At 62.1% G+C, this 24,593-nt stretch carries 24 protein-coding genes and 1 other RNA gene; 8 read left to right on the forward strand and 17 right to left on the reverse strand.

Going from position 1 to position 24,593, the window contains the following annotated elements:
• Window positions 1–5: 5 nt before the first annotated feature.
• The 4 genes from QMO80_RS16865 to QMO80_RS16880 form a co-directional block, all read right to left on the reverse strand.
• Complete coding sequence (locus QMO80_RS16865) at window positions 6–344, reverse strand: YciI family protein (RefSeq protein ID WP_088937633.1); 339 nt, start codon at window positions 342–344, stop codon at window positions 6–8.
• A 276-nt stretch (window positions 345–620) separates the two neighbouring features.
• Window positions 621–809, reverse strand: coding sequence for a YegP family protein (locus QMO80_RS16870; protein ID WP_039622103.1), 189 nt, complete (start codon window positions 807–809; stop codon window positions 621–623).
• 267 nt (window positions 810–1,076) lie between these two features.
• The gene (locus tag QMO80_RS16875) at window positions 1,077–2,069 is read right to left on the reverse strand and encodes a tripartite tricarboxylate transporter substrate binding protein (RefSeq protein WP_283197562.1); all 993 of its coding nucleotides are present in this window, start codon (window positions 2,067–2,069) and stop codon (window positions 1,077–1,079) included.
• Window positions 2,070–2,212: 143 nt separating this feature from the next.
• Window positions 2,213–4,015: an ABC transporter transmembrane domain-containing protein gene (locus QMO80_RS16880; protein WP_283197563.1), complete on the reverse strand. Its 1,803-nt coding sequence runs from the start codon at window positions 4,013–4,015 to the stop codon at window positions 2,213–2,215.
• Between the two features lie 193 nt (window positions 4,016–4,208).
• Between QMO80_RS16880 and rpmE the strand changes: the two genes are divergently transcribed.
• The gene (rpmE, locus tag QMO80_RS16885; protein WP_003566413.1) at window positions 4,209–4,430 is read left to right on the forward strand and encodes a 50S ribosomal protein L31; all 222 of its coding nucleotides are present in this window, start codon (window positions 4,209–4,211) and stop codon (window positions 4,428–4,430) included.
• 224 nt (window positions 4,431–4,654) lie between these two features.
• Here the strand turns inward: rpmE and QMO80_RS16890 are convergent, their stop codons facing one another.
• From QMO80_RS16890 to QMO80_RS16900, 3 genes are all read right to left on the reverse strand, one after another.
• Window positions 4,655–5,170, reverse strand: coding sequence for a DUF1465 family protein (locus QMO80_RS16890; protein WP_003542804.1), 516 nt, complete (start codon window positions 5,168–5,170; stop codon window positions 4,655–4,657).
• Between the two features lie 391 nt (window positions 5,171–5,561).
• Window positions 5,562–5,753, reverse strand: coding sequence for a DUF1192 domain-containing protein (locus QMO80_RS16895; protein ID WP_049734638.1), 192 nt, complete (start codon window positions 5,751–5,753; stop codon window positions 5,562–5,564).
• 174 nt (window positions 5,754–5,927) lie between these two features.
• On the reverse strand, window positions 5,928–7,244 hold the full coding sequence (locus tag QMO80_RS16900) for an MFS transporter (RefSeq protein WP_283197564.1): 1,317 nt from the start codon (window positions 7,242–7,244) through the stop codon (window positions 5,928–5,930).
• Between the two features lie 173 nt (window positions 7,245–7,417).
• On the opposite strand from QMO80_RS16900, the gene QMO80_RS16905 reads away from it, so the two are divergent.
• Window positions 7,418–7,582 (forward strand): hypothetical protein, encoded by a 165-nt coding sequence (locus QMO80_RS16905; protein ID WP_172601230.1) that lies wholly within the window; start codon window positions 7,418–7,420, stop codon window positions 7,580–7,582.
• A gap of 15 nt (window positions 7,583–7,597) precedes the next feature.
• Here the strand turns inward: QMO80_RS16905 and QMO80_RS16910 are convergent, their stop codons facing one another.
• The 8 genes from QMO80_RS16910 to tkt form a co-directional block, all read right to left on the reverse strand.
• Window positions 7,598–8,521, reverse strand: coding sequence for a PhzF family phenazine biosynthesis protein (locus QMO80_RS16910; protein WP_283197565.1), 924 nt, complete (start codon window positions 8,519–8,521; stop codon window positions 7,598–7,600).
• Window positions 8,522–8,883: 362 nt separating this feature from the next.
• Window positions 8,884–9,906, reverse strand: a complete 1,023-nt coding sequence (locus QMO80_RS16915; protein ID WP_283197566.1) for a class I fructose-bisphosphate aldolase — start codon at window positions 9,904–9,906, stop codon at window positions 8,884–8,886.
• Window positions 9,907–10,214: 308 nt separating this feature from the next.
• Window positions 10,215–11,417, reverse strand: a complete 1,203-nt coding sequence (pgk, locus tag QMO80_RS16920; RefSeq protein ID WP_283197567.1) for a phosphoglycerate kinase — start codon at window positions 11,415–11,417, stop codon at window positions 10,215–10,217.
• A 69-nt stretch (window positions 11,418–11,486) separates the two neighbouring features.
• Entirely contained in the window at window positions 11,487–13,361 is a 1,875-nt protein-coding gene (locus QMO80_RS16925) for a potassium/proton antiporter (protein ID WP_283197568.1), read from the reverse strand.
• A gap of 383 nt (window positions 13,362–13,744) precedes the next feature.
• A complete protein-coding gene (locus QMO80_RS16930; protein WP_283197569.1) occupies window positions 13,745–13,924 on the reverse strand; it encodes a hypothetical protein in 180 nt (59 codons plus the stop codon).
• Between the two features lie 164 nt (window positions 13,925–14,088).
• Window positions 14,089–14,403, reverse strand: a complete 315-nt coding sequence (locus QMO80_RS16935; protein WP_283197570.1) for a hypothetical protein — start codon at window positions 14,401–14,403, stop codon at window positions 14,089–14,091.
• A gap of 143 nt (window positions 14,404–14,546) precedes the next feature.
• Window positions 14,547–15,557, reverse strand: coding sequence for a type I glyceraldehyde-3-phosphate dehydrogenase (gene gap / locus QMO80_RS16940; RefSeq protein ID WP_283197571.1), 1,011 nt, complete (start codon window positions 15,555–15,557; stop codon window positions 14,547–14,549).
• 81 nt (window positions 15,558–15,638) lie between these two features.
• The gene (tkt, locus tag QMO80_RS16945) at window positions 15,639–17,612 is read right to left on the reverse strand and encodes a transketolase (protein WP_283197572.1); all 1,974 of its coding nucleotides are present in this window, start codon (window positions 17,610–17,612) and stop codon (window positions 15,639–15,641) included.
• Window positions 17,613–17,947: 335 nt separating this feature from the next.
• Here tkt and QMO80_RS16950 point away from each other — a divergent pair, with 335 nt between their 5' ends.
• The 3 genes from QMO80_RS16950 to ssrS all read left to right on the forward strand — a co-directional run bounded on the left by QMO80_RS16950 (window position 17,948) and on the right by ssrS (window position 18,956).
• The gene (locus QMO80_RS16950; RefSeq protein WP_037094330.1) at window positions 17,948–18,223 is read left to right on the forward strand and encodes a DUF4164 domain-containing protein; all 276 of its coding nucleotides are present in this window, start codon (window positions 17,948–17,950) and stop codon (window positions 18,221–18,223) included.
• Between the two features lie 126 nt (window positions 18,224–18,349).
• The gene (locus tag QMO80_RS16955; protein ID WP_283197573.1) at window positions 18,350–18,727 is read left to right on the forward strand and encodes a cell division protein ZapA; all 378 of its coding nucleotides are present in this window, start codon (window positions 18,350–18,352) and stop codon (window positions 18,725–18,727) included.
• Window positions 18,728–18,797: 70 nt separating this feature from the next.
• Window positions 18,798–18,956, forward strand: a non-coding RNA gene (ssrS, locus tag QMO80_RS16960) — 6S RNA.
• 51 nt (window positions 18,957–19,007) lie between these two features.
• Here the strand turns inward: ssrS and QMO80_RS16965 are convergent.
• Together QMO80_RS16965 and QMO80_RS16970 are read right to left on the reverse strand one after the other, a co-directional pair.
• Window positions 19,008–19,991: an NAD(P)-dependent oxidoreductase gene (locus tag QMO80_RS16965; protein WP_283197574.1), complete on the reverse strand. Its 984-nt coding sequence runs from the start codon at window positions 19,989–19,991 to the stop codon at window positions 19,008–19,010.
• A gap of 99 nt (window positions 19,992–20,090) precedes the next feature.
• Window positions 20,091–20,426 (reverse strand): helix-turn-helix transcriptional regulator, encoded by a 336-nt coding sequence (locus tag QMO80_RS16970; protein WP_283197575.1) that lies wholly within the window; start codon window positions 20,424–20,426, stop codon window positions 20,091–20,093.
• A gap of 70 nt (window positions 20,427–20,496) precedes the next feature.
• On the opposite strand from QMO80_RS16970, the gene QMO80_RS16975 reads away from it, so the two are divergent.
• The 3 genes from QMO80_RS16975 to QMO80_RS16985 all read left to right on the forward strand — a co-directional run bounded on the left by QMO80_RS16975 (window position 20,497) and on the right by QMO80_RS16985 (window position 24,433).
• Window positions 20,497–20,979 carry an SRPBCC domain-containing protein gene (locus QMO80_RS16975; RefSeq protein ID WP_283197576.1) on the forward strand — a complete coding sequence of 161 codons (483 nt, stop codon included), beginning with the start codon at window positions 20,497–20,499 and terminating at the stop codon, window positions 20,977–20,979.
• A gap of 136 nt (window positions 20,980–21,115) precedes the next feature.
• The gene (gene gnd / locus QMO80_RS16980; RefSeq protein ID WP_283197577.1) at window positions 21,116–22,147 is read left to right on the forward strand and encodes a phosphogluconate dehydrogenase (NAD(+)-dependent, decarboxylating); all 1,032 of its coding nucleotides are present in this window, start codon (window positions 21,116–21,118) and stop codon (window positions 22,145–22,147) included.
• Between the two features lie 171 nt (window positions 22,148–22,318).
• Window positions 22,319–24,433 (forward strand): mechanosensitive ion channel family protein, encoded by a 2,115-nt coding sequence (locus QMO80_RS16985; protein ID WP_283197578.1) that lies wholly within the window; start codon window positions 22,319–22,321, stop codon window positions 24,431–24,433.
• Window positions 24,434–24,593: the final 160 nt, after the last annotated feature.

Below are 24,593 nucleotides of genomic sequence, written 5' to 3' on the forward strand. Positions count from 1 at the left end.
CCGCCTCACATCTGCAGGCGCGGACGCACCTCGACCGACCCCTTGTCGGAGATCGGCACGCGGGTCGCCCATTCCAGCGCGGTGTCGATGTCGGGAACGTCGATCAGATAGAAGCCGCCGAGCTGTTCCTTGCCTTCCGGATAAGGGCCATCCTGAACGTCGTGCTCCTCGCCTCTGCGGCGCACGACCGTGCCGGTCTCCGGCGCCGTCAACCCGGCGCCGCCGGTCATGATCCCCGCCTGGGCAAGCGCCTTGCTGTAGGCGACCCAGCCGTCGCGATAGGCGGGATCGCTGCGGTTGGCGAAGTCCTCGGCGGCTTCACGAATGATGAGAGCATATTGCATGGAAAACTCCTGATCTCGTTGTGGCGTTGATCCGGGCATCCGATATCGGGGGCCGATATCCCGAAAGCTGAGAGGCCCGGCAGAACGGTTCCGCCGTTCCGATACAATGAGGCGCGGCGACGGGTCGTTTCGACATGGCTTTCGAAAAAATATGCGAAAAAGAAAAATGTCGCCGAAAATGACAAGCGACCAGGCCGGGCGGGCTCAAGGGTACCGGCGCTGCTCAGGGCGCGCGGGGGGGCAGGGGCGGCATTCAAGCCGCCGCTGCCATTCTGCTCAGGCTTCAGCCTTCGTCTGGTCGACGACGTCGGCGCCCGGCGTGTTCTTCTTGATCGATTCGATGGCACTCATGGCGGACGCCTTCGCCTTGTAGCCTTCGGAAAGGAACATGGTTTCGCCGTTCGATGCCTTGAAGCGGAAGCGGAACTCGCCTGATTTATCCTTATAAACTTCGAATTTATACATGGATGTCTCCCGAAACGCTGAATTGCAACCATCAGCGTCAGCGAGGCTAGATCAAAATGGCGAGCTTTTCCACTACCTTAATTAGAATTGGCTGCTTAGAGCATGATGCCGAAAAGTGCGCGCGGTTTTTGGACAACATCATGCTCTAGCTTTTTAATTTAGAAAAGGATTCAGATTTTAGGCCAACCGGCCTAAAATCATCCTGTTCTAGCGTCCAATTGTCGCCGTTTCCCGCGGCTGCAACCGGAGGGGCCTGCGCCGCCGCCGTCACTCCATCTGGATGTTCGCGCCCTTGACCACCGGTCCCCATTTGGCGAGCTCGGCCTTCACATGGGCGGCGAGTTCATCCGGCGTCGAGCCGACGATGGTGGCGCTGAATTCCTTCATCCGCTCGGCAACGGCGGGGTCTTTGAGCGCCTTGTTGGCCGAGGCGTTGAGACGCATCACCACCTCGTTCGGCGTCTTGGCCGGGGCGAAAAGCGCATTCCAGGTATAGGTTTCATAGCCCGGTATGCCTGACTCTGCGACCGTCGGCACATTGGGGAAGGAGGACGCGCGCTTGGCCGTGGTCACTGCCAACGCCCGCAAGGTGCCGGCCTTGATGTGGCTCGATGACGAGGGCAGGTTGTCGAACATGATGGGCACCTGATTGCCGATGACGTCGTTCAAGGCCGGGCCGGCACCCTTATAGGGAATATGCTGCATGCTGACGCCCGCCATGGACTTGAACAATTCGCCGGACAGATGCAGCGGCGTGCCGTTGCCCGACGAGGCATAGCTGTATTTTTCGGGCTCGGCCTTCAGCAGCGCGATCAGCTCCGGCACGGTCTTTGCCGGCAATTCCGGATTGACGACCAGCACGTTCGGCACGACGACGAGCAGCGAGACCGGCGCGAAGTCCTTCTCGGGATCATAGGGGGTCGATTTGAGGATCAGCGGATTGAGCGCGTGGGTTGCGACCGTGCCCATCAGAATGGTGTAGCCGTCAGGTTCGGCGCGGGCGACGTTACCGGCGCCGAGATTGCCGCCGGCGCCGGCGACGTTCTGGACGATCACCTGCTGGCCGAGATCCTCCGACATTTTCTGGGCGACGATGCGGGCAACGACATCGGTCGAGCCGCCGGCCGCGAAGGGCACGACCATGGTGATCGCATGATCGGGAAAATCCGCAGCAGCGGCAGACGTGCCTGATGCAAAGGCCGCAAGCACACCGAAACCGAGCGCAAGGCCCGCGCGTCGCGTCATATCGAAAGGCGCCATTCCTATCTCCTCCCAAGGATTTCAATAGCCATCCCCTACCCGGGGGCATGAAGAGGTTAGGGCGGGAGGCGCGAAAGACAACCGCGGGGAGGTGCGTGACGGATGAGACTTTAGTCGCTATCGGCGCAGCAGCGGATGGCCGCCTATTTCGCGCCAGCGAGCACGTCTTCGTTGGCGGCGTCGAATTGCAGCCGCGCCAGCCGCGCATAGATGCCGCCGTGGCGGATCAGGCTCTGATGGGTGCCCTCCTCGACGACGCGGCCCTGATCCATGACGAGGATGCGGTCGGCCTTCAACACCGTTGCCAGGCGATGGGCGATAACGAGCGTCGTGCGGCCGTCGACAAGGCCGTCGAGCGCCTTCTGCACCAGCGTCTCGCTTTCGGCGTCGAGCGCCGACGTCGCCTCGTCGAGCAGCAGCACGGGCGCGTTCTTCAGGATGGCGCGCGCGATGGCGATGCGCTGGCGCTGGCCGCCGGAGAGGGTAATGCCGCGTTCGCCGACCTCGGTCTCATAACCCTGATCCAGCCGCGTGATGAATTCATCGGCCTGGGCCGCAAGGGCTGCGGCGCGAATCTCGTCACGCGAGGCTCCGGGACGGCCGAAGGCGATGTTGTCATGAATCGAGGCGGCAAAGATGGTGACATCCTGGGGCACGATGGCAATGCGCCGGCGCAATTCGTCGGGCGTCGTCAGCTGCGCGTCGACGCCATCGATCTTCACGCTGCCCTGCTGCGGATCGTAAAAGCGCAGCAGCAGCGAAAAGACGGTGCTCTTGCCGGCGCCGGAGGGGCCGACGATAGCAACGGTCTCGCCTGGCGCAATGGTGAAGCTCAAGCCATGCAGCGCCGATTTGCCGGGGCGCGAGGGATAGGCAAAATGCACGCCGGAAAATTCGACGCGGCCAAGGCTGGGCGACGGAAGGGCCTGCGGACTGGCGGGGGCTGATATCGGCGAGATTTCGTCGAGAAGCTCGGTCAGCCGGTCGGCGGCACCGGCTGCCTGCGAGAGTTCGCCCCAGACCTCCGACAGCGCGCCCAGCGAACCGGCGGAGATGACGGCGTAGAGCAGGAACTGGCCGAGCGTGCCGGCCGAAAGCGTGCCGGCAAGGACGCTGTGGGCGCCGACCCAGAGCACGGCGACGACGCTGCCGAAGATCAGCGTGATGGCGATCCCGGTGAGCAGCGCGCGCGAGCGGATGGCGGCGCGGGCCGCCTCATAGGCGGATTCGACGGCGGTGCCGTAGCGCGTCGCTGCCGCATCCTCGCCGTTGAATGCCTGGACGGTGCGGGTCGCGGCGATCGTCTCGTTGGCGAAGGCGGAGGCATCGGCGAGCGTATCCTGGGCGGCGCGGGAGCGCTTGCGCACGGAGCGGCCGAAAGCGACGAGCGGGAAGACGATCAGCGGGATCGCCCCGATGACGAGGCTCGAAAGCTTCGGCGAGGTGACGATCATCATACCCATCGCGCCGATACAGAGGATGAGGTTTCTGAGCGCCACCGAGGCCGTGGCGCCGACGGCGGATTTGATCTGCGTCGTATCGGCGGTCAGGCGCGAGACGATCTCGCCGGACTGGTTGACGTCGAAGAAGGAGGGCGACAGCCGCGTCACATGGGAAAAGACGTCGCGGCGAAGATCGGCGACAATGCGCTCGCCGATGGTGATGACGAAATAATAGCGCAACGCGCTTGCGACCGCGAGAACGACGGCCATGATCATCAGCATGGCGAAGTAGCTGTTGATGAAGCGGCCGTCGGACTGGGTGAAGCCGTGATCGATCATGCGACGCACGGCGAGCGGCAGCGCCAGCGAGGTGATGGCGGCAAGCGCCAGCGACGTCAGCGCACCGGCCACCAGGCCGCGATAACGCATGACGTAGGGCGTCAGCCTGCCGAGCGGCCGTAGCGACCGCCTTTTGTTTTCCTCAGCCCGTGCCTGCTCTGCCAAATCGTCTCCGATCACCCTCAGGACCCGCGCAATGCGGCCTGTTGGCTCTTGTTATCTAAGCGCCCTTCATGTATAGGCACGCCATCCTAATGGGAAGCCGTAGCCATCACGACTGCGGCTTCATTTATTCAATCGGTTCGGTGGCCGCAACTGCATGCGGCAAATTGAACTCCGGTATCGCAGGAAGATTGTTATGAAGGCAGGCATCCATCCCGACTATCACATGATCAAGGTGGTCATGACCGATGGCACCGAATACGAAACCCGCTCGACCTGGGGTTCGGAAGGCGCCGTCATGAACCTCGAAATCGATTCCAAGTCGCACCCGGCCTGGACCGGCGGCAACCAGCAGCTCATGGACCGCGGCGGCCGCGTTTCCAAGTTCAACAAGCGTTTCGGCGGCCTCGGCCTCTAAAGCGCGCTTCTCGCGCTTTAGCTCTTCGTTTTTGCGCATGTCGTTGCCGCAAAACCGCTGCACACTTTTGCGCGACATGCTTTAGTCGCTTCTGCCCGACGGAATTCGAAAAGAGCCCGGTTTTGCCGGGCTTTTTTGCGTGGTTCGGGAGGCGGCGTTTTCAGGCAAAGAAAAACCGGCCGCGTCGGACGCGGCCGGTTTGTATGGAATTCCCGCAGATCTGGTCAGTTGTTGCCGAAGGCAGTCTGCAGCAGCGAAAGCTGGGCCTGGACGCTGTTCTGATTATCGTGAACGATCACGGCTTCGGACGGGCGATATATCTCGCGGTCGAGCAGGGCAATGCGGTTCTGCAGACGGAGCGAGCGCTCGACGAGGTCGCGGAAGGATTCCGGCAGGTCGCCCCAGCCGGGCGCGGCGCGGTCGACGTTGAAGCCGTCGAGGCGAACCTTGTTCTTCTCGGCCAGCACCTGGTCACGGGACATTTCGCCGTTATTGACGGCGCGCTGCAGCAGCAGCCAGGAGGCCATCTGCATGAGACGGGTGGTGAGACGCATCGATTCCGCGGCGTAGAGAACCGAGGCCATCCGCGGCAGAACCTTGGAGGCGGCGCGGCCCTGGCCGTCGAGATAGGCGGCGGTCTCTTCGACCAGCGACATGCCTTCCGCATAAAGTGCCTTGAACTGCGAGGATGCAGCAGCGCGGCCTGCAAAACTGATCGTGTTCAATCCAACTTCCGACATCGCAATAGTCCCTGTTTGCACGCAGCTACTTTATGGTCAGGTAACGCCAGCACCGACGGAAAAGTTTCGGAGCCCGGTCTTTATGTCTTTAAGATGGTATCATTAGCCCAATTGCGCAAGCCGTTTCTTAAGAAAGGGTTAATCTCCACAGTTTCGTGGAAATGCGCCGGGCACAAGGAAAAAGAAGAGCCGCAAAAGCGGCTCTCAAGGTAAAACAGGGAGAAAAATCAGACCAATTCACCGCTTGGAAAACTGTCTGAAATCCAGAGAAAATCTGGATGAGTACAGTAATACCTTATAAAGCTTAATATTTTATTAACATTGTGCCGAAGCAAGACTTGAGGCGGGCTCATTTATCCGCCTATGGCCTTGTTTTTCGGGGGTTATCGGCTCACGAGCGGAAGAAGCCTTCCGCCGCCTGCCGCCCGGAGGCCTTGCGGGCGGCCTCGGCTTCGAGGCGGGCGATCTCCGCCTTCAGCAAATCCACCCGCGCCTTCAGCTCGTCGACCGAAAGCATGGAGAGATCGGCGCCGATCTCGTGGGCGGTCTTCTTCTGCGGCCGGTCGTCATCGATGAAGCTCATGGGTTCCTCCTTTGCTGCCTCGAACATAAAGACCCAAAGCGCGGGAGCGAAGCTGAAAGATCGCGCCGCGCTCTAGAGCGATTCAGCTCTTCATAGAAGCGCAGAACCGCTCTAGCTTTTTTGCTTTATCGCAATTCCGGACGGAAAACTGCTTCGCACTTTTCCTGAAATTGCTTAGCCGAACTTTACAGCAGGATCGCTGCTTTCGGGAGACTTCCCCGCTTCAGAAGGTTTGCCGGTTTCTGCAGGTTTGCCGCTGCCGCGATCGGCAAGCGACATGCTTTGCGGTGTCAGCATCGGCGAGGTGCCGGTCGGGATCGTCGTGTAAGCGTCGCGGTCGCTGGCCGGGACGGCGGCGCGGATGCGGCTTCGGATGATGGCGTAAACGGTGATCAGCACGTGGGCGATGGCGGTGACGAGGAAAAGCGCATGCGGGGTGATCACCGACATGACGGGGCCGCCGATCGTCGGGCCGATCACCGTGCCGATGCCGTAGAGCAGTAGCAGGCCGCCGGAGACCTTGACGAAATCCTCCGATGCCGCGAAGTCGTTCGCGTGGGCGACGGCGATCGGATAGAGCGTATTGGCCACCGCGCCGTAAAGGACGACGAGCCCGATCAGCAAGGCTGGTGATGTCGGGTGGAGCATGAAGATCAGCAAGCCGGCAACGGCGGCGATCCCGGACATGGCGGCGAGCACATAGCGCCGGTCGATGCGATCGGAAAGCCGGCCGGCCGGCAGCTGCATCATGGCACCGGCGAAGATGGTGGCGCTCATCATGACGGCGATGCTGGTATCGGAGAGGCCGGCACCGGCGCCGAACACGGCGCCGAGCGTGCCATAGGCGCCGTTGGCGATGCCGACGAGCAGGATGCCGAGGCAGGAGACCGGCGAATTGCGATAGAGCGCCGGCAGGTCGAGGCGTACCGCCTTCAGCGGCTGCGGCGAAGCGGCGGTCGAAAGCGTCGTCGGCAGCATGGCGATGCAATAGAAGATGCCGCAGATCATGAACAGCACCGGCGTGCGCACATCCTCGAGCGGGATCATCATCTGGCCGCCGACGACGCCGAGCAGCGTGATGCCGATATAGAGCGAGAAGATCGCGCCGCGGCTCTCGTTGCTGGCCCGCTCGTTCAGCCAGCTTTCGATGATCATCGAGGTGCCGGCGGTCGAGAAGCCGGTGACGGCGCGCAGGACCACCCACCAGATCGGATCGATGATGATGCCGCTGACCAGGGCGATGATGGCGATGATCGAGATGAAGCCCGAGAAGGCGCGCACATGGCCGACGCGGCGCACCAGCTTCGGCGCCACCAGGCAGCCGATGACGAAGCCCCCAGCCCATGAGGTGCCGAGCAGGCCAAGCGTCGTGGTGGCGTAGCCTTCGAGATTGCCGCGCACGGGAAGCAGGATGCCCTGCAGGCCGTTGCCCATGAAAAGGAAGAGCGTGCCAAAAAGCAGCGCGGCGACGGACAGAAGGTTTCTCTTCATTTCCCCAGACTCGGTCTCTGTGATTTTGAAATAGACATAAGGCATGACCTGCGTCAGCCCAGTCTCAAGATGATTGATTGTGCCCCGGAATGTCTTTACGGCGTGCGAAGCACCTGTGTTGGCGCGGAAAGATGTCCGTCCTGTGACATTCCGAAAAATGGAAAAAATAAAGCATGACAAAGCTGATAGCCTTGCTGCTCATCCTTGCCATGGCGATACAGCTGATCAAGCCGCTCGGGCTTCCCGGCCTCCGGCGGCGGATGGATTTCTGGAAGATCGCGCTGATCGCTTTCGGCGTCTGGGCATTGGCCCTGCTTTCGCGCGATTTCCTGATGTAAGCCGATATGCGCTCGTCAGTCCTGCAGAATAATTTCTCCGCGCATGACGAAGACGCAGCTTCCCGAGATGACGACATCGGTGACGATGCCCTTGGATTTCACGACATCAAGGGCGATGACGCTGCGGCGGCCCATCTCGACGCCCTGTTCGATGGTGATGCGGGCGTTCATATCGGCCTCCGGCGCAAGCGAGACGAGATAGGCACCGAGGGCGGCTGAAGCGCTGCCGGTTGCCGGGTCTTCGGGCACGTTGTCGAGCGGTGCGAACATGCGGGCGCGAAGATGCCACGGATTTTCAGATGTTCTGGCATAGACGAAGAGCGAGAAGTCATGGCCGCTCGTCGTCTGGCGGCCGGCAGCCGCCTGGAAACCGGCAAGGTTCGGGCGGGCGGCGGCCAGCGCTTCAAGCCCGCCCACTTCGGCCACGGCGAAGTTCAGGCCGACCGAGGCAAAGACCGGGGCGTGGGTGGTCTTGACGATGGCGCCGGGCTCGAGCGAGACGCAACGGGCGATGGTTTCTTCGGCAATGGCATCGCCGATCGCCAGCGGCTGCGGCGCGCGGATGGCGGTGGCCGCGATCTTTCCGCCGCTGCGTTTCAGGTCGACTTCGACGATGCCGGCCTTTTCCTCGAAACGCAATTTCTCGCCGACCGGCTTGCCGAAGATCTCCGCCTGCTGGCCGAGCACATAGGCGGTGCCGACATTCGGATGGCCGGCGAAGGGAATTTCCATCGTCGGGGTGAAGATGCGCACGCGGGCGGAATTCTCAGGATTTTCCGGCGGCAGGACGAAGGTGACTTCGGAATAGTTGAACTCGGTGGCGATCCTCTGCATCTCCGCATCGCTCAGGCCCCGCGCATCGGAGATGACGGCAAGCGGATTGCCCTCGAAACGGGTGGAGGTGAAGACATCGACGGTGACGTAGGAGAGGGTGTCCATGGCGGCTCCTGTTGTGGCGGGCTGCTATGGATAATCACGATTTTTCGGCGAGGCGAGCCGGTTTCTTGTCGCCGTGACAATGAGAGCGGTAGGAGCTTTCAGTGCGCGTATTAATTCTCTACTGTTCGTTGGTGACGAGAACATCTCTCCGGACTCCCTCATTCCTGTGCTTGTCACAGGAATCCAGCCACGGCGCGTCTGCGCCGTGAATGAATCATTACTTCAGAGAAAAGAGTCTTTCGCGCCCAAGGACTTGGGCGCACTGGATTCCTGTGACGAGCACAGGAATGAGGGAGGCTAAGGGATTGGACAGGAGCCGCAACCTTACGGTTGCGGCTCCGCCCGAATCCCAAGTTCAAAAATCAGGCCGCCTTTTCCAGGTCCTTCTTCCAGCTGCCCTTGGCGGCGAGGCTGTTCATCTCGGCGCGGTGGGTGAATTCGCGCTGGCCGGCGGCGACGTTCTCAGGCTTGCCGTTCCAGGCCTTGAGCGCGCTGTCCTGCAGGGCGCGGCCGTACGAGAAGGTGACGAGCCAGGGAAGGTTGTGGCCATTGATTGCGGAAAGATGGGCGGTTGCTTCTTCGGTGGTCTGGCCGCCGGAAAGGAAGGCGATGCCGGGAACCGCGGACGGAACGGTCGCCTTCAGCACCTTGACCGTGCGCTCGGCGACTTCGGCGACCGAGGCCTTGCGGGCGTTCTTGCCGTCGATGACCATGTTCGGCTTCAGGATCATGCCTTCGAGGCTGACGCGGGCATCGGCCAGTTCTTCAAAAACGATGCGCAGCGTGGCTTCGGTGACTTCGGCGCAGCGATCGATGTTGTGGTCGCCCGGCTTGCCGTCCATCAGGCATTCCGGCTCGACGATCGGCACGATCTTGGCTTCCTGGCAGAGGGCGGCATAACGGGCAAGCGCCTGAGCGTTGGCGCGGACCGAGCCGCGGGTCGGCAGCGACGACGAGATGGCGATGACGCCGCGCCATTTGGCAAAGCGGGCGCCGGCTTCATAATATTTGGCAAGGCGTTCGCCGAGGCCGTCGAGGCCTTCGGTGATGGTTTCGCCGGGAAATTTGGCCATCGGCTTGGCGCCGGTGTCGACCTTGATGCCGGGAATGGAACCGGCAGCGCGGATGATCTCGACGAAAGGCGTGCCGTCGGCGGCCTTCTGGTAGAGCGTCTCTTCGAACAGGATGACGCCGGAGATATATTTCTTCATCGCCTCGTCGGAGCGGAAGAGCATCTCGCGGTAATCGCGGCGGCTGGTTTCGGTCGATTCGAGATTGATCGTGTCGAAACGCTTCTTGATGGTGGAGGTCGATTCATCGGCAGCAAGCAGTCCTCGGCCGCCCGCAACCATCTGCACAGCAATGTCTTCCAGTCGTTCGCTCATTCGATCTCTCCACAGCGTTAAACATCGGCGTTAAGAATATAGGACGGCGATAACAGAAGTTTATAGAGAGGAAAATGGAAGCCTAAGCCACTGAAACGATTGAAATCAATTCAATCGTTTGAAAAAATGGGATTTTTTCCAGCCCGTGAGCAAAAGACCGCGGAAGGCCCTTCGCCGCCGCGGTCTATCCACATGTAAAACCTGTCAAATCGGGCTGGCGGCGCTGCGCGCCCTGTTCGGCGCGCAAAGGACGCGGCAGCATTTCAAACAGAGGCATCGGCCCAAATATCGGGCCGATGCGCAGGCAGTTACCGGCCGGCGTTGAGGACGGCGACGCCGGGAAGCTCCTTGCCTTCCATCCATTCCAGGAAAGCGCCGCCGGCTGTGGAGACATAGGTGAAATCGTCGGCAACGTCGGCATGGTTCAGCGCCGAGACGGTGTCGCCGCCGCCGGCAACGGAGGTGAGCTTGCCGGCGGCGGTGCGGCCAGCGGCGTATTTCGCGGCAGCGACGGTCGCGGCATCGAAGGGCTCGATCTCGAAGGCGCCAAGCGGGCCGTTCCAGACGAGAGTGGAGGCGCGCTCGATCCAGCCGTTGATGGCCTGGATGGATTTCGGGCCGACGTCGAGCACCATGGCATCGGCCGGAATGGCCTCGATATCGACTGTCTCGTTGGCGGCACCCGCCTTGAATTCGCGGGCAATCACGCCGTCTTCCGGCAGAATGATGGCGCAGCCTGATGTCGCGGCTTCGATCATGATCTGCTTGGCGGTTTCGGCGAGGTCATGCTCGCAGAGCGATTTGCCGACATTGGTGCCGCGGGCGGCAATGAAGGTATTGGCCATGCCACCGCCGATGACCAGTGCATCGACCTTCTTCACGAGGTTCATCAGGAGGTCGATCTTGGTGGAGACCTTGGCGCCGCCGACGATTGCCACAACAGGGCGGGCGGGATCGCCAAGGCCCTTTTCCAGCGCCTCCAACTCGGCCTGCATCGTGCGGCCGGCATAGGCCGGCAGGTGGTGGGCGAGGCCTTCGGTCGAGGCATGGGCGCGGTGGGCGGCGGAGAAGGCGTCGTTGACATAGATGTCGCCGTTGGCGGCGAGCGCCTTGGTGAAGTCGGGATCGTTCTTTTCCTCGCCCTTGTGGAAGCGGGTGTTTTCCAGAAGCAGTATATCGCCGTCATTCATCGCGGCGACGGCGGAGGCTGCAGCCTCGCCGATGCAGTCGGAGGCCGTCGACACGGCATGATCTAGCACTTCCTCGACCGAAGGGGCGATCAGCGACAGCGACAGATCCGGCGAAGGGCCATCTTTCGGCCGGCCGAAATGGGCCAGCAGAATCACCTTGGCGCCCTTCTCGGACAGTTCGAGGATCGTCGGCGCCACACGCTCGATGCGCGTCGTATCGGTGACCTTGCCGTCCTTGACCGGGACGTTGAGATCGACGCGGACGAGAACGCGCTTGCCGCGGATGTCAGTGAGATCGTCGAGGGTTTTGAAGGAAGGCATGGGGAGATCCAGTCTTGGTTGGCGGAAATTGCGCCGACCATAGCAAGGATCATTCGAGACGCAAGGCGTTCAGCGACCGTTTTCGTGTGTGCCGTCGTCGCGTCCGGCGGCTGCTTTCGGAGCGGCTTCGGAGGCTGCGGCTTCTCGCCTCCGGCGTCCCTTCAGCCGGTCGCGGATGCGCTGGATGATGTCCTTGAGGTTAATGAAGATCGGCAGGGTGATTGCCGGTTCGACCGCCTCGAGCGACATGCCGACGGAGGTGACGTGGTCGTGCTCGTCGAGATCGCGGACGATCAGGATGATCGAACCGAGGCGGACGCGGTCGGCATAATCGGCCTTGCCGCCAAGGCGCTGCCGCATCAGTTCGGCGATGGTCAGGCCCTTTTCGGATTCGTTGAGCAGGCCGGGGCCATAGGCGGCGTCGAGATCGGCGGCCGGGCGGGCGGGCGAGAGCGCGAAGGCGCCGAAGAATTCGGCGTCGTCCTCATCCACCGGCGCACGGCTGGCAAAGAGCCGGTCGAGCAGACGGGAGTAGCTCGGCACGATGAAGAGATAGACGAGATCGTGCTCCCGCAGCCGCCCGGCATATTGATAGCGCATCGACTTGCCGTCACGGATGACGAGGGAAGGGGTTGCCCAGCGCGGAATGCGCTCGCCGCGCAGCACCGGGCTATCCTTGATGACGCGGTAGGAAAGCAGTTCGTGGTTGGCTGCACCCGGCAGGTCGACCTCGACCTTGTCGACCGCGCCGATGCGCGGCGGAATGATCAGGCCGAGCTTCTTGGCAACGGGTTTGATCGTCCAGCCCTGCACGAGCAGCGAGACCAGCACGATGATGAAGGCCGTGTTGAAATAGATCTGGCCGTTTTCCAGGCCGCCCAGGATCGGCATGATGGCAAGCAGAATGGAGACGGCGCCGCGCAGGCCGACCCAGGCAACGAAGCCGATCTCCTGCTGCGTGTAGTCGAAGGGGAGCAGCGACAGCCAGATCGCCAAGGGTCGGGCGATGAAGATCAGGAAGAGGGCAAGCAGAATGGCCGGCACGATGATGACGGGAAATTGCGATGGCGTGGCGAGCAGGCCGAGCACCAGGAACATGATGATCTGCGCCAGCCAGGTCATGCCGTCCTGGAAACGCTTGATGGTGCCGATCGCCTGCATCTTGCGGTTTCCGGCGTAAATGCCGGCGACATAGACGGCGAGGAAGCCGCTGCCGCCGACCGCGCCGGTGAAGGAGAAGACCAGCAGGGCGAGCGCCAGCACGAAGATCGGCGTCAGGCCGCGGTCGGTGTCGAGCTTGCTGACGATCAGCACGATCATCATGCCGCCGAGCAGGCCGAGAATGACGCCGAGGCCCATCTGCTGAACGAACATGGCGAGCATGCCGATATTGATGCCGGCGTAACGCTCGCCGCTCGCCAGCACTTCGACAAGGGCGATGCTCAGGAAGATCGCCATCGGATCGTTGGTGCCGGACTCGACCTCCAGCGTCGAGCGCACCTTGTCGCGGATATTGATGCCGCCGATGCGCAGCAGGAAGAAAACTGCTGCGGCATCCGTCGAGGCGACGATCGAGCCGAGCAGCAGGCCTTCCAGCCAGGTGAAATTCAAGAGCCACATGGCGGCGACGGCAAAGAGCGAGGCGGTAATCAGCACGCCGACCGAGGCGAGCGCCAGAGAGGGCACGGCCGCAAGCCGGAAGGCCTGCATCGGCGTGCCGAAGCCGGAATCGAAGAGGATAACGGCCAGCGCAATGGAGCCAAGGATATAGGCGAGGTAATTGTTGCTGAACTCGATGCCGAGGCCGTCGACGCCGGCGGCAAGGCCGATCATCAGGAAAAGCAGCAGGAGGGGCGCGCCGAACCGAAAGGCGAGCAGGCTTGAAAAAGCGGCAAGAAGCACGAGCGCCGTCGAGACCAGCACCACGATATAGAACGCTTCCATGCCCACCCCTTTCCATCGACTGCTTCGCGAGTACGGCCAGGTCAGGCCGCCCCGTCTTCATCCAACCCCTCTTCACGCGCGGCGGCCCATCAGTAAACGGCAAAACGTCAGAGAAGGGTAGGCCTTGCGGCTTAACCTCGTCGCGATGCTGCATCATGCTGCTGAACGGCTGCCGGACGGCCAACCGACACGGAATGCTACGGGAGAAATTCTCTATAAAGAATGTATAAGAAAATCAGGCGAGAGCAGGGCGAAAGGCAGGAAGACCGATTTTTCCTGCGGGTATCTGCAAGCCGCGACAGGATAGGGCGCGCTTCTGCTTTCACGCGGCCCCTTCGTCTTGTCCAATTACGGAAGAAAGGAATTGCAGCCGCGGATCGGCGCTATCCCAACACTGCCTGAAGTATAGTGACGGCGAGAAACGAGAGACCGATGGCCGCGGCAACCCGGATCACCAGCCGATCAGCCTTTGCCAGCACGGCAGGTCGGACGTCCCGCTTGGGATGAAACCGCTGCCGCCGCTTGAGGGTGGTGTGGGACAAGCGTTTTTGCGCCCCTGCCATTGATCGCCTCCGCTTGGATCATTTCAGCCATTGTGCAGCGTTATGCATCTCTCAATCTATCACGTTTGGCCAGCGGATTGCCAACCCGTGATTCTATCCTTGCGGACACATCGCCCCGTCGCTTCGAAGCGGCTTTCAAAGCCGAAAACGATGCAGATTGACTGTCAGTCTTCGGTGTCTTCGCTCTCGTCGGTCAGATCCTCGACCGGAACCAGGAAAACGACGAATTCGTCATCGATGGTTCGTTGCGGATCATCGTCGAATTCATAGGCGTGCTCGACTTCGCTGGCTTCCTCTGCGGTCGCCTTGCGCAGGCTGAGAGCGGCCCTGCGGTCCCACAGCGGCTTGCCCTCGGACTCCAGGATCGTCAGGTCGTCGCGAAAATCTTCCGCCTCGAAGAAATGCGTCGCTTCCTCGTGGTTTTTCGAGCGAAAGCTGGCAATGGCGCGGCCAGCGATCTCAACGGTAAAGTAATCCATCCATCTCTCCCTATCTTCCCCGGCCGGCGATGCGGTTCAGGGCCTAGTGCACCATAGCAGGTTTCGCAGTCGATCTGGCGCGGTGCCTATAACAAAACGGCCCGGTTTCCCGGGCCGCTTGCAATCAGTCGTTCGTCAGGCGCTCAGATGAGCTTGGCGAAAGCCACTGCCGTGTCGGACATGCGGCTGGAGAAGCCCCATTCGTTGTCGTACCAGGACAGGACGCGCACGAAGTTGCCTTCCATGACCTTGGTCTGATCGGTCGCGAAGATCGAGGAGTGGCTGTCGTGGTTGAAGTCACGCGAGACCAGCGGCTCGTCGGTATAGCCGAGGATGCCCTTCAGCTTGCCGTTCGCCGCAGCCTGGATGGCTTCGTTGATTTCGCCGACCGTGGTCGCCTTCTTGGAGACGAACTTGAAGTCGACGACCGAAACGTTCGGGGTCGGAACGCGGATCGAGGTGCCGTCGAGCTTGCCCTTCAGATGCGGCAGAACGAGGCCAACCGCCTTGGCGGCGCCCGTCGAGGTTGGGATCATCGACAGGGCGGCGGCGCGGGCGCGATACAGGTCCTTGTGCATCGTGTCGAGCGTCGGCTGGTCGCCGGTGTAGGAGTGGATGGTCGTCATGAAGCCGTGGTCGATGCCGACGGCGTCGTCGAGGACCTTCACGACCGGCACCAGGCAGTTGGTGGTGCAGGAGGCGTTGGAGATGACCATGTGCTCCTTGGTGAGCTGGTCATGGTTGACGCCGAAGACGACGGTCAGGTCGGCGCCGTCTGCAGGCGCCGAAACGATGACGCGCTTGGCGCCGGCCGTCAGGTGAGCGGCGGCCTTGTCGCGGGCGGTGAAGATGCCGGTGCATTCCATGGCGATGTCGACGCCGAGTTCGCGGTGCGGAAGCGTCGCCGGATCCTTGATCGCGGTGACCTTGATCGGCTTGCCGTTGCCGACGATGATCGTGTCACCCTCGACCTTCACCGTTGCCGGGAAGCGGCCGTGGATCGAGTCGTAGCGCAGCAGGTGGGCGTTGGTTTCGACGGGGCCGAGATCGTTGATGGCGACGACTTCGATGTCGGTGCGGCCGGATTCGACGATAGCGCGCAGGACGTTGCGGCCGATGCGGCCGAAGCCGTTAATGGCAACCTTGACTGTCATGTTCATTCACTCCCGATAGAATAGAGCCCGATAGAAGGGGCCTGGAATTGAGGAGATGGAGAGCGCCTCAAGGCGCCCTCATTAAAGCTTTGCTTCCGCGGCCGCAACGACGGCGTCGGCGGTAATGCCGAAATGCTTGTAAACGTCCTTCACCGGGCCGGAAGCGCCGAAGCCCTTCATGCCGATGAAAGTGCCTTCCGGTCCGATGAAGGCATCCCAGCCTTCGCGGACGGCGGCTTCGACGGCGATCTTGACCGGCGAGTTGCCAAGGATTTCCTTGCGATAGGCGTCCGGCTGCTCGAAGAACAGTTCCGTGCAGGGAACCGACACGACGCGCACCGTGACACCCTTGGCTTCAAGGGCTGCGCGGGCGGCAACGGCGATTTCGACTTCCGAACCGGAGGCGAAGATCGTCACCTTGGCGTCGGCATTGCCGGCCAGCGTATAGGCGCCCTGCTCGCTGAGGTTCTTTTCGCTGTATTCGGTGCGGACCGGGCTGAGGTTCTGACGCGTCAGGGCAAGGCCCGACGGACGGTTGTGCGTCTTGACGGCGATCTGCCAGCATTCCGCCGTTTCCGTGGCGTCGGCCGGACGGAAGACCATCAGGTTCGGGATGGCGCGCAGGCCGGCGAGCTGTTCGACGGGCTGGTGCGTCGGGCCGTCTTCGCCGACGCCGATCGAGTCATGCGTCAGGACGTGAATGACGCGGATGCCCATCAGCGCAGCGAGGCGGATCGGCGGGCGGCAGTAATCCGAGAAGATCAGGAAGCCGCCGCTATAGGGAATGAGGCCGCCATGCAGCGCGATGCCGTTCATGGCCGAGGCCATGCCGTGCTCGCGGATGCCCCAATGCATGTACCGGCCGGCGAAATCCGTCGGCGTGATCGAGTGCATCTGGCTGGTCTTGGTGTTGTTCGACGGCGTCAGGTCGGCGGAGCCGCCGAGCGTTTCCGGCAGGAAGCCGTTGATGACCTCGAGCGCGTCTTCCGAAGCCTTGCGGGTGGCAACGGTCGGCTTGGTCTCGGCAAGCTTCTTCTTGTAGGTGCTGATTGCGGCATCGAAGCCTTCCGGCAGCTCGCCTGCCATGCGGCGGGTGAATTCGGCCCTGGCCGGAGCCTTGGCCACACCCTGTTCCCAGGCGTTGACGAGATCGGCGGAGCGGGCGCCGGCTGCACGCCAGCTGTCCAGGACGTCCGACGGGATGACGAAAGCTTCGGATTCCCAGTTCAGCGCCTTGCGGGTGGCGGCGATTTCCTCGGCGCCGAGCGGATTGCCGTGGACCTTATGGGTGCCCTGCTTGTTCGGGGCGCCGAAGCCGATGATCGTCTTGCAGGCGATGAAGGTCGGCCGGTCGGATTTGTGGGCGGCTTCGATCGCGGCGGCGATGGCAGCCTGATCGTGACCGTCGATCTCGATCGTGTTCCAGTGAACGGCCTTGAAACGGGCGATCTGATCGGTGGAATCCGACAGAGACACGGCGCCGTCGATGGTGATCGAGTTGTTGTCCCAGAACAGAACGAGCTTGTTGAGCTTCAGGTGGCCGGCGAGCGCGATGGCTTCGTGGCTGATGCCCTCCATCAGGCAGCCGTCGCCGCAGATAGCATAGGTATAGTGATCCTGAAGATCGGAACCGAACTCCTCGCGCAGCTTGCGTTCGGCAATCGCCATGCCGACGGAATTGGCAATGCCCTGGCCGAGCGGGCCGGTCGTCGTTTCGATGCCGGTGGCGTGACCATATTCCGGATGGCCGGCGGTCTTCGAGCCGAGCTGGCGGAACTGCTTCAGATCCTCGATCGTCATGTCGGGATAGCCGGTCAGATACAGCAGCGAATAGAGCAGCATCGAGCCGTGGCCGGCCGAGAGCACGAAGCGATCGCGGTTCGGCCAATGCGGCTTCTTCGGATCGAACTTCAGATATTTGGTGAACAGGACCGTCGCCACATCAGCCATGCCCATCGGCATGCCCGGGTGGCCGGAGTTCGCCTTTTCGACGGCGTCCATGGCGAGGAAACGGATCGCATTCGCCATCCGGTCGTGTTGTTCGGGAGAGGTCATGGCTTTTCCGCAAGTTCCGGGTGTCGGGGGGATGGCCTCGAGCCTCCAAGACCATCGAGTGAAAGCGGCAGACACATAGCAGTTGGCGCTGGCAAGTCAATAAATGGGGCGCCAAATCCGGGCAGGTCGCCTCGATTTTTGACATTTGATCGTGCGATTGTACAAAAGACAAATCTTGTGCGGCGAGGATGTCTAAAACGCTCATCCACAGGATAGGCCGGTGGGCAAGTGACAGGATTTATTGACGGGCCGTCGGCGAGCTGCATATCCTTTTTGAAATCGCAGGACCGGCGCGGCGTGCCGATTCGCGGATCCTGCGCGGGAATCGGGAAGGCATGATGCCCACAGGCAAAACCATGGAAGCAGCGCTCAACGAATTGAGACAGGCGATTTCGAGTCTCGAAAACGCCGTCGACATGCGCGTCGAGCGGGAGCGCGAGCAGGGCGAGATCGAGGGCGAGGTGCGGCGCGTGCACGCCGATCGCTCCCGGTTGGCGCAGGAGCTCGATCAGGCCGAATTCCGCGCCAACCGGCTTGAGGAAGTCAACCGCGAGGTATCACGGCGGCTGGTGACGGCCATGGAAACGATCCGCGCGGTTCTGGATCGCTAGAACAGGATGATTTTAGGCCAGGTTGGCTCAAAATCTGAATCCTGTTCTAATTTAAGAGTTGAGCATGATGTCGTCCGAAAACCGCTCACGCTTTTCGGCATCATGCTCTCTTAGAAAGAGTTTGGCATGGCGCAGGTGACGGTAACGATCGACGGCAAGGCCTATCGCATGGCCTGCGAGGAAGGGCAGGAGGATCACCTGACCGATCTCGCCACCCGTTTCGACCGCTATGTCGGCCATCTCAAGGGGCAGTTCGGGGAAATCGGCGATCTCAGGATCACTGTTATGGCCGGTATCATGATCATGGATGAAATTGCCGAGCTGACGCGCCGCGTCGCCGGGCTGGAATCCGAACTCGAGTCCTTGCGCGGCAACCGCGACACGGTGCTTGCGGCCACCGCCCGCACCGAGGAAAATCTGGCGGCGGCGCTCAGCGAGGTTTCAAGCCGCATCCGCGGCATCACCGACAAGCTGAACGGCCGGCCCGCCCCCGAACTCAATTGATCTTCAATTAAATTAGGACGACCCGCCGCCGCCACTGGCGCGTCAGCGCAAACGACCTTATATATCGCGATGCGGTCTGCGCCTCTCGACAGGAACCACAATCCCTGGGGCCATACTCGATCCAAAGGGAGCTGTCCCTGGCCAGGCCCGTGGGCCTGGACACACGGCGCCCACCTACGTTTGTAGGCACCCAGGATCGTAAACATCCATCGGTTGCCGTGGATCGCACCTTCCCTGCCAGCCTCAGCAAGGATACCGGACCGACCGGGGAACGGGCTACCTAATCTACGGGATAGTGGCCTTCGTCAAAGACCTCGTCGTGGTAGCCTTTCGAACCGACGTCCAGCGCCAGCGGGCTGCGCCATTCCCTGTTGTCGCCGAGGCAATCGAGCACGAAGCGGAAATCACATCGCGGCTGCCAGCCGAGTTCCCGCCTTGCGCGGGCGTTGACATAGACACGGTCGAGCGTCGGAAACATCTTCCAGCCGCGTGATGCATAGAGGGCGCCTGCATCGGGGAACAGTCGTTCGACGATTTGAGACGCGTTGCGCCTGATCGCGGTAAGATCGTCCAATGAAAACGGCGTCGTGGCCGAGATGATATAGCGGCCGAAGCCGATTGCCGGCGCCTTCTCGAGTGCCAGCAGATGGGCGCCGACCACATCGGCGATGTCGACGCGGCGGTGAAGAAGCTCGTTGGCCTGTGCATTCTCCGCCGAATAACCGCCGCGAATGTCAGGATCGTCGTCGCTTTCGGGAAAGAAACGCGATGTCCTGAGAATGACGACCGGCAGGCCGGACCTGCGGGCGAAGAGTTCGCAAAGGCCTTCGGCGGCGAGTTTCGTCACGCCGTAAATGTTTCTGGCGACCGGGAGCACGTCCTCGGTCACCCAGGCCGCCGGTTCGCCGGCGGCCGGCGTCAATGCCGCACCGAAGGTGCTGGTGGTGCTGGTGAAGACGAAGCTCGCAACGCCCGCGGCGACCGCCTCTTCGAGCAGGTTCAGCGTGCCGCCGGCATTGGTGTCGAGGAAATCGCGATTGCCGTGGGTCGCCACATGCGGCTTGTGCAGTGTGGCGGCATGCACGACATGGCGGATGCCCGACATCGCCTGCCGGAGGAAAGCGCGGTCAGCGATCGAGCCGACCATGTCGGTGAAGGCCGACGGTTTGATATCGATGCCGTACGCAGGCCGGCCTTGCGTTCGCAGGTTGCGCATCAGCGCCTCGCCGAGATGGCCGGCGCTTCCCGTCACCAGTATCGTCATCGCACCGCCTCCTGGGTGTTTCTGAGGAGGCTATGAAGGCCGGGCTTTCCAGGCAACGCATAAATTATGCATAGGGGTGCAGGAAAACTGTAGGCCCGATCATTGTTCCGGCGAGCCTTCGAGATTGCTTTTCAACCGGTCAAGGATCGATAGAGCGTGCCCGGCATAGGCGCTGATCCAGCGGTCATGGATGTGCTTGATCGGCAGGCTGTTCAGGTGGTTCCAGCGTTCGCGGCCTTCCTTCCTGGCGATGACAAGATCGGCTTCCTCCAGCACCTTCAGATGCTGCATCACCGTGCAGCGGTCCATCTGCGGAAACATCTCGCAAAGCGTCCCCGTGGTGCGGGGGGCGTCCTTGAGCAGGTCGAGGATTTCGCGGCGGCGGTGATGCGCCAGCGCCTTGAAAACGGGGTCGTCGGTCGATTCGCTTGACATGTTATGTTTTTATAACATAATGGCATCGAGTGCAATGGAAGCAGGCACTATGGAGAAAAGGAGAAGCGCCATGTCTCTCGGAATCCGCGTTTCCGGCCGTATCGGCCGCCCCGTCGCAGAGGTGTTCGACGCGGTGGTCAACCCGAAAAAGCTCAGCAGCTATTTCACCACCATCGGCGGGGCGAGCGCGCCGCTCGTCAAGGGTACGACGGTGACCTGGTGGAAGGACGCCCAGGTGGAGGTGGTCGAACTCGTGCCGGAAAGCCGCATCGTGCTCAGCTGGGATGGCGGCACCGGCGACGACAAGACAACCTATAAGACGTCGGTCGAGATGAATTTCAAGCCGCTGGAGGATGGCGGCACCTTGGTGACCATCGCCGAGACCGGCTGGCGCGAGGACGAAGCCGGCCGGCGCGGCACCTACCTCAACTGCGAGGGCTGGACGCAGATGCTCTGCTGCATGAAGGCTTTCGTCGAATACGGCATCAATCTGCGCGAGGGCATGTTCCTCAGCGAAATGAAGGGAGAGCCGGCCAGCGCGCCGGATGCCTGACCGATGATCGGTCCCAAGGCGGTCGGCGGCGCAATCGTCGCATTCGCCATTGGGGCCGAGACTTCGCTTGCCTGTCACACTGCGGGTGCTAATTTCCGGATTCGATACTTCATCTCGATTTCCAGGAGATTTCATTATGCAGCTTGGCATGGTTGGTTTGGGCCGCATGGGCAATTACATGGTTCAGCGGTTGATGCGGGGCGGTCACGAATGCGTCGTCTACGATGCGAGGCCCGAAAGCGTTGCCGAACTCGCAGGCCTCGGTGCGACCGGCAGTGCTTCGCTCGAAGAGTTCGTCTCGAAGCTCACGCATCCGCGGGCGATCTGGCTGATGCTGCCGGCGGCGATCGTCGACAAGGTGTTGGCGAGCCTTTTGCCGCTGCTTGAGAATGGCGACATCGTCATCGACGGCGGCAATTCCTATTATCACGACGATATCCGCCGCGGCGCCGAACTCATCACCAAGGGCATCCACTATGTCGATGTCGGCACCAGCGGCGGCGTCTTCGGCCTGGAGCGCGGTTATTGCCTGATGATCGGCGGCGAGAAGGGCGTCGTCCAGCACCTTTCGCCGATTTTCGCGACGCTGGCGCCCGGTGCCGGCACGACGGAGGTCTCGCCGAACCGCACGGCCGAAGCGGCCGCGGCTAGCACCGCCGAGCAGGGCTATCTGCATTGCGGCCCGCATGGCGCCGGCCATTTCGTCAAGATGGTGCATAACGGCATCGAATACGGCCTGATGGCCGCCTATGCCGAAGGCATCAACATCCTGAAGCACGCCAATATCGGCGCCGCCTCGCATGAGGCCGACGCGGAAACCGCGCCGCTCGCCCACCCCGAACATTTCCAATACGACTTCAATCTGCAGGATGTCGCCGAAGTCTGGCGTCGCGGCAGCGTCATCACCTCCTGGCTGCTCGATCTCACCGCCGATGCGCTGCATGCCGATCCGGCGCTGTCGAAATATGCCGGCCGCGTCTCCGACAGCGGCGAAGGCCGCTGGACGATCATGGCGGCAATCGACGAAAGCGTGCCGACGCCGGTGCTGAGTGCGGCGCTCTACGGCCGCTTCTCCTCGCGCGACAACGACGAATTCGCCAACAAGGTGCTGTCGGCAATGCGTGCGGGCTTCGGCGGCCACGTGGAAAAGCCGGCTCCGAAATCCTGAAGGCCGGAGGCTTTCGACGCCTTCCAGACAAGGAGGCGCCTCAGCCTTTCCTAGCCATCGGTATGGTTTCCCTACGGCTTGCTGGCGGCAGCGGTCGCGAGTATCCATTGCTGAAAAGGGAAATGTCGGGGCTGCTTCGTCCAAGCGGCCGGCACTCCATTGGAGGCGGTCATGGCGCGTGGCAGGGCAGGGGGCTTGAAGGCCGTCATATCGGGTGTGCTGGCTTTCATTGCGCTTTTGGGGGCGGTTTCACCGGGCTTTGCCCAGACATCGCCCATCCAGGCGCCAGTCGCGGCGACCCCGCCGGCCCAGGTGCGTGAGATGATGCAGCTCATGCAGACGCCGGAGGTCAAGCAGTGGATGTCGACGCAGATGGCGGCGACGCCTGCGGGAAATGCGGCGGCTGAAAACCAGATGTCGGTCCTGTCGGGCCTGCTGCAGCACGCCCGCCGGCACGTCTCGATGGTCTCCGATGCGGCGATGACGCTGCCCTTTCAGATCGGCAATGCGTCCTCGCTGTTCCTCGGTGAAATCGCCGCGAACGGCTGGCCGCGCATGGCGGCGCAGTTCCTGGCCATCTTCCTGCTCGGCGCGATTGTCGAGAGCCTTGCCCGTTATGCCTTCCGCCGCCGCCGTCGTCGACTGGCCGAGATGGCCGGCATGCATCTGGCGCCGCGTGTCATCCCGGCGCTGATTTTCGCGGCGGCAACGATGCTTGCGCTTCTCAGCCTCAGCTGGCCGCCTCTCAGCCAGAGCATCGCGATCGTCTGCGTCGTCGCGCTCATCGTCCAACGCTTCACGATCTGCCTCGGCGGTGTGCTGGTCGATCTCATCGGGCTGGCGCGGGCCGAGGAAGAGCGGCAAGGCATTACCGCTCCCATCATGCCGGGGCGCGCCGTTGCGCTGTTCTGGTACCGCCGCTGTGCGACCTTCGTCATCTATTTCATGCTCGGCTGGGCAGTGATCCAGTCGATGGAACCACTCGGCTATTCTCCGAGTGCGCGGCTCCTCGTCGGCTACATCCTCGGTATCGGCCTGCTGCTGATTGCGATCGAAGCGGTCTGGTCGCGGCCGCTCAAGGATGAGAAGCGCGGTCACGGGATCTCCTGGGCGCTCACCGTTTATTTCCTGTTGCTCTGGAGCCTTTGGGTCGCAGGCTTCAACTGGCTGCTCTGGCTCGGCATCTATGTGCTGCTGCTGCCGCGCGTGCTTGCCGTCTCGACGATTGCGGTGAAATCGCTGCAGCAGACCGAGGCGAGCTTCCTGGCGACGCGCCGCATTGCCGCCGTGCTGCTCGACCGCGGGGTGCGGGCGTTGATCATCGCCGTTGCCGCTATCTGGCTCGGGCACATGCTCGGCGTCGGCGCCGATACCATGGCGGCCGGCGACACCATGGTCGACAAGATCGCACGCGGCGTCATCGGCGGCATCGTCATCCTGCTTGCCGCCGATCTGCTCTGGCATGTGATCAAGGCCTATATCGACGGCAAGCTGCTCGATTCATCCGTGGATGGCGGGGCAACGGATGAGGAGAAGGCCAAACGCGCACGGATACAGACGCTGCTGCCGATCTTCCGCAATATCCTTGCCGTCGTCATCGCCGTCATTGCCGTATTGATGGTGCTCTCCGGGCTCGGCATCGAGATCGGGCCGCTGATCGCCGGCGCCGGCGTCGTCGGCGTGGCGGTCGGTTTCGGTGCGCAGACGATCGTCAAGGACGTCATCAGCGGCATGTTCTATCTCTGGGACGATGCCTTCCGCATCGGCGAATATATCGAAAGCGGCAGCCACAAAGGCGTGGTCGAAGCTTTCAGCCTGCGCTCGGTGAAGCTCAGGCATCATCGGGGGCCGCTGACGACGGTGCCGTTCGGCGAACTCGGCGCGGTGAAGAACCTCAACCGCGACTGGACGATCGACAAGATCAGCCTCAACGTCAAATACGACACCGATCTCGTCAAGGCGAAGAAGGTGATCAAGCAGATCGGCCAGACGCTGCTCGAAAATCCGGAATTCGGCCCGCATATCATCGAGACGCTGAAGATGAAGGGTGTCGAGCAGTTCGGCGAATTCGCGATCGAAATCCGGCTGTCGATGATGACCAAGCCCGGCGAGCAATTCGTCATCCGCCGCAATGCGCTGGCGATGATCCGCAATGCCTTCAAGGAAAACGGGATCGAATTCGCGGTGCCGACGGTGCAGGTGGCGGGTGATCGCGACGCGGAGGTGGAGGCTGCCGTGGCGCGCTACGCCGCCCATGCGCGGGCGAATGGCGAGCCGGCGGCATGAAGCCCGCCTGGCAAATCTCCTGCATGGCGGGGCAAGTCCCTTTATAAGCTTACGAAAATGCAATGCGGCGTTATGTCCGCCTGCGCAAATTCGCCCCAATTGCGGGTGATGGAGGCCCAGGCGGCGGGGCAGGGTAGCGGCGGCATGGCTTCATGGAGCT

Origin of the sequence: Rhizobium sp. BT03, assembly GCF_030053155.1 — a bacterium.
Taxonomy (GTDB): Bacteria; Pseudomonadota; Alphaproteobacteria; order Rhizobiales; family Rhizobiaceae; genus Rhizobium.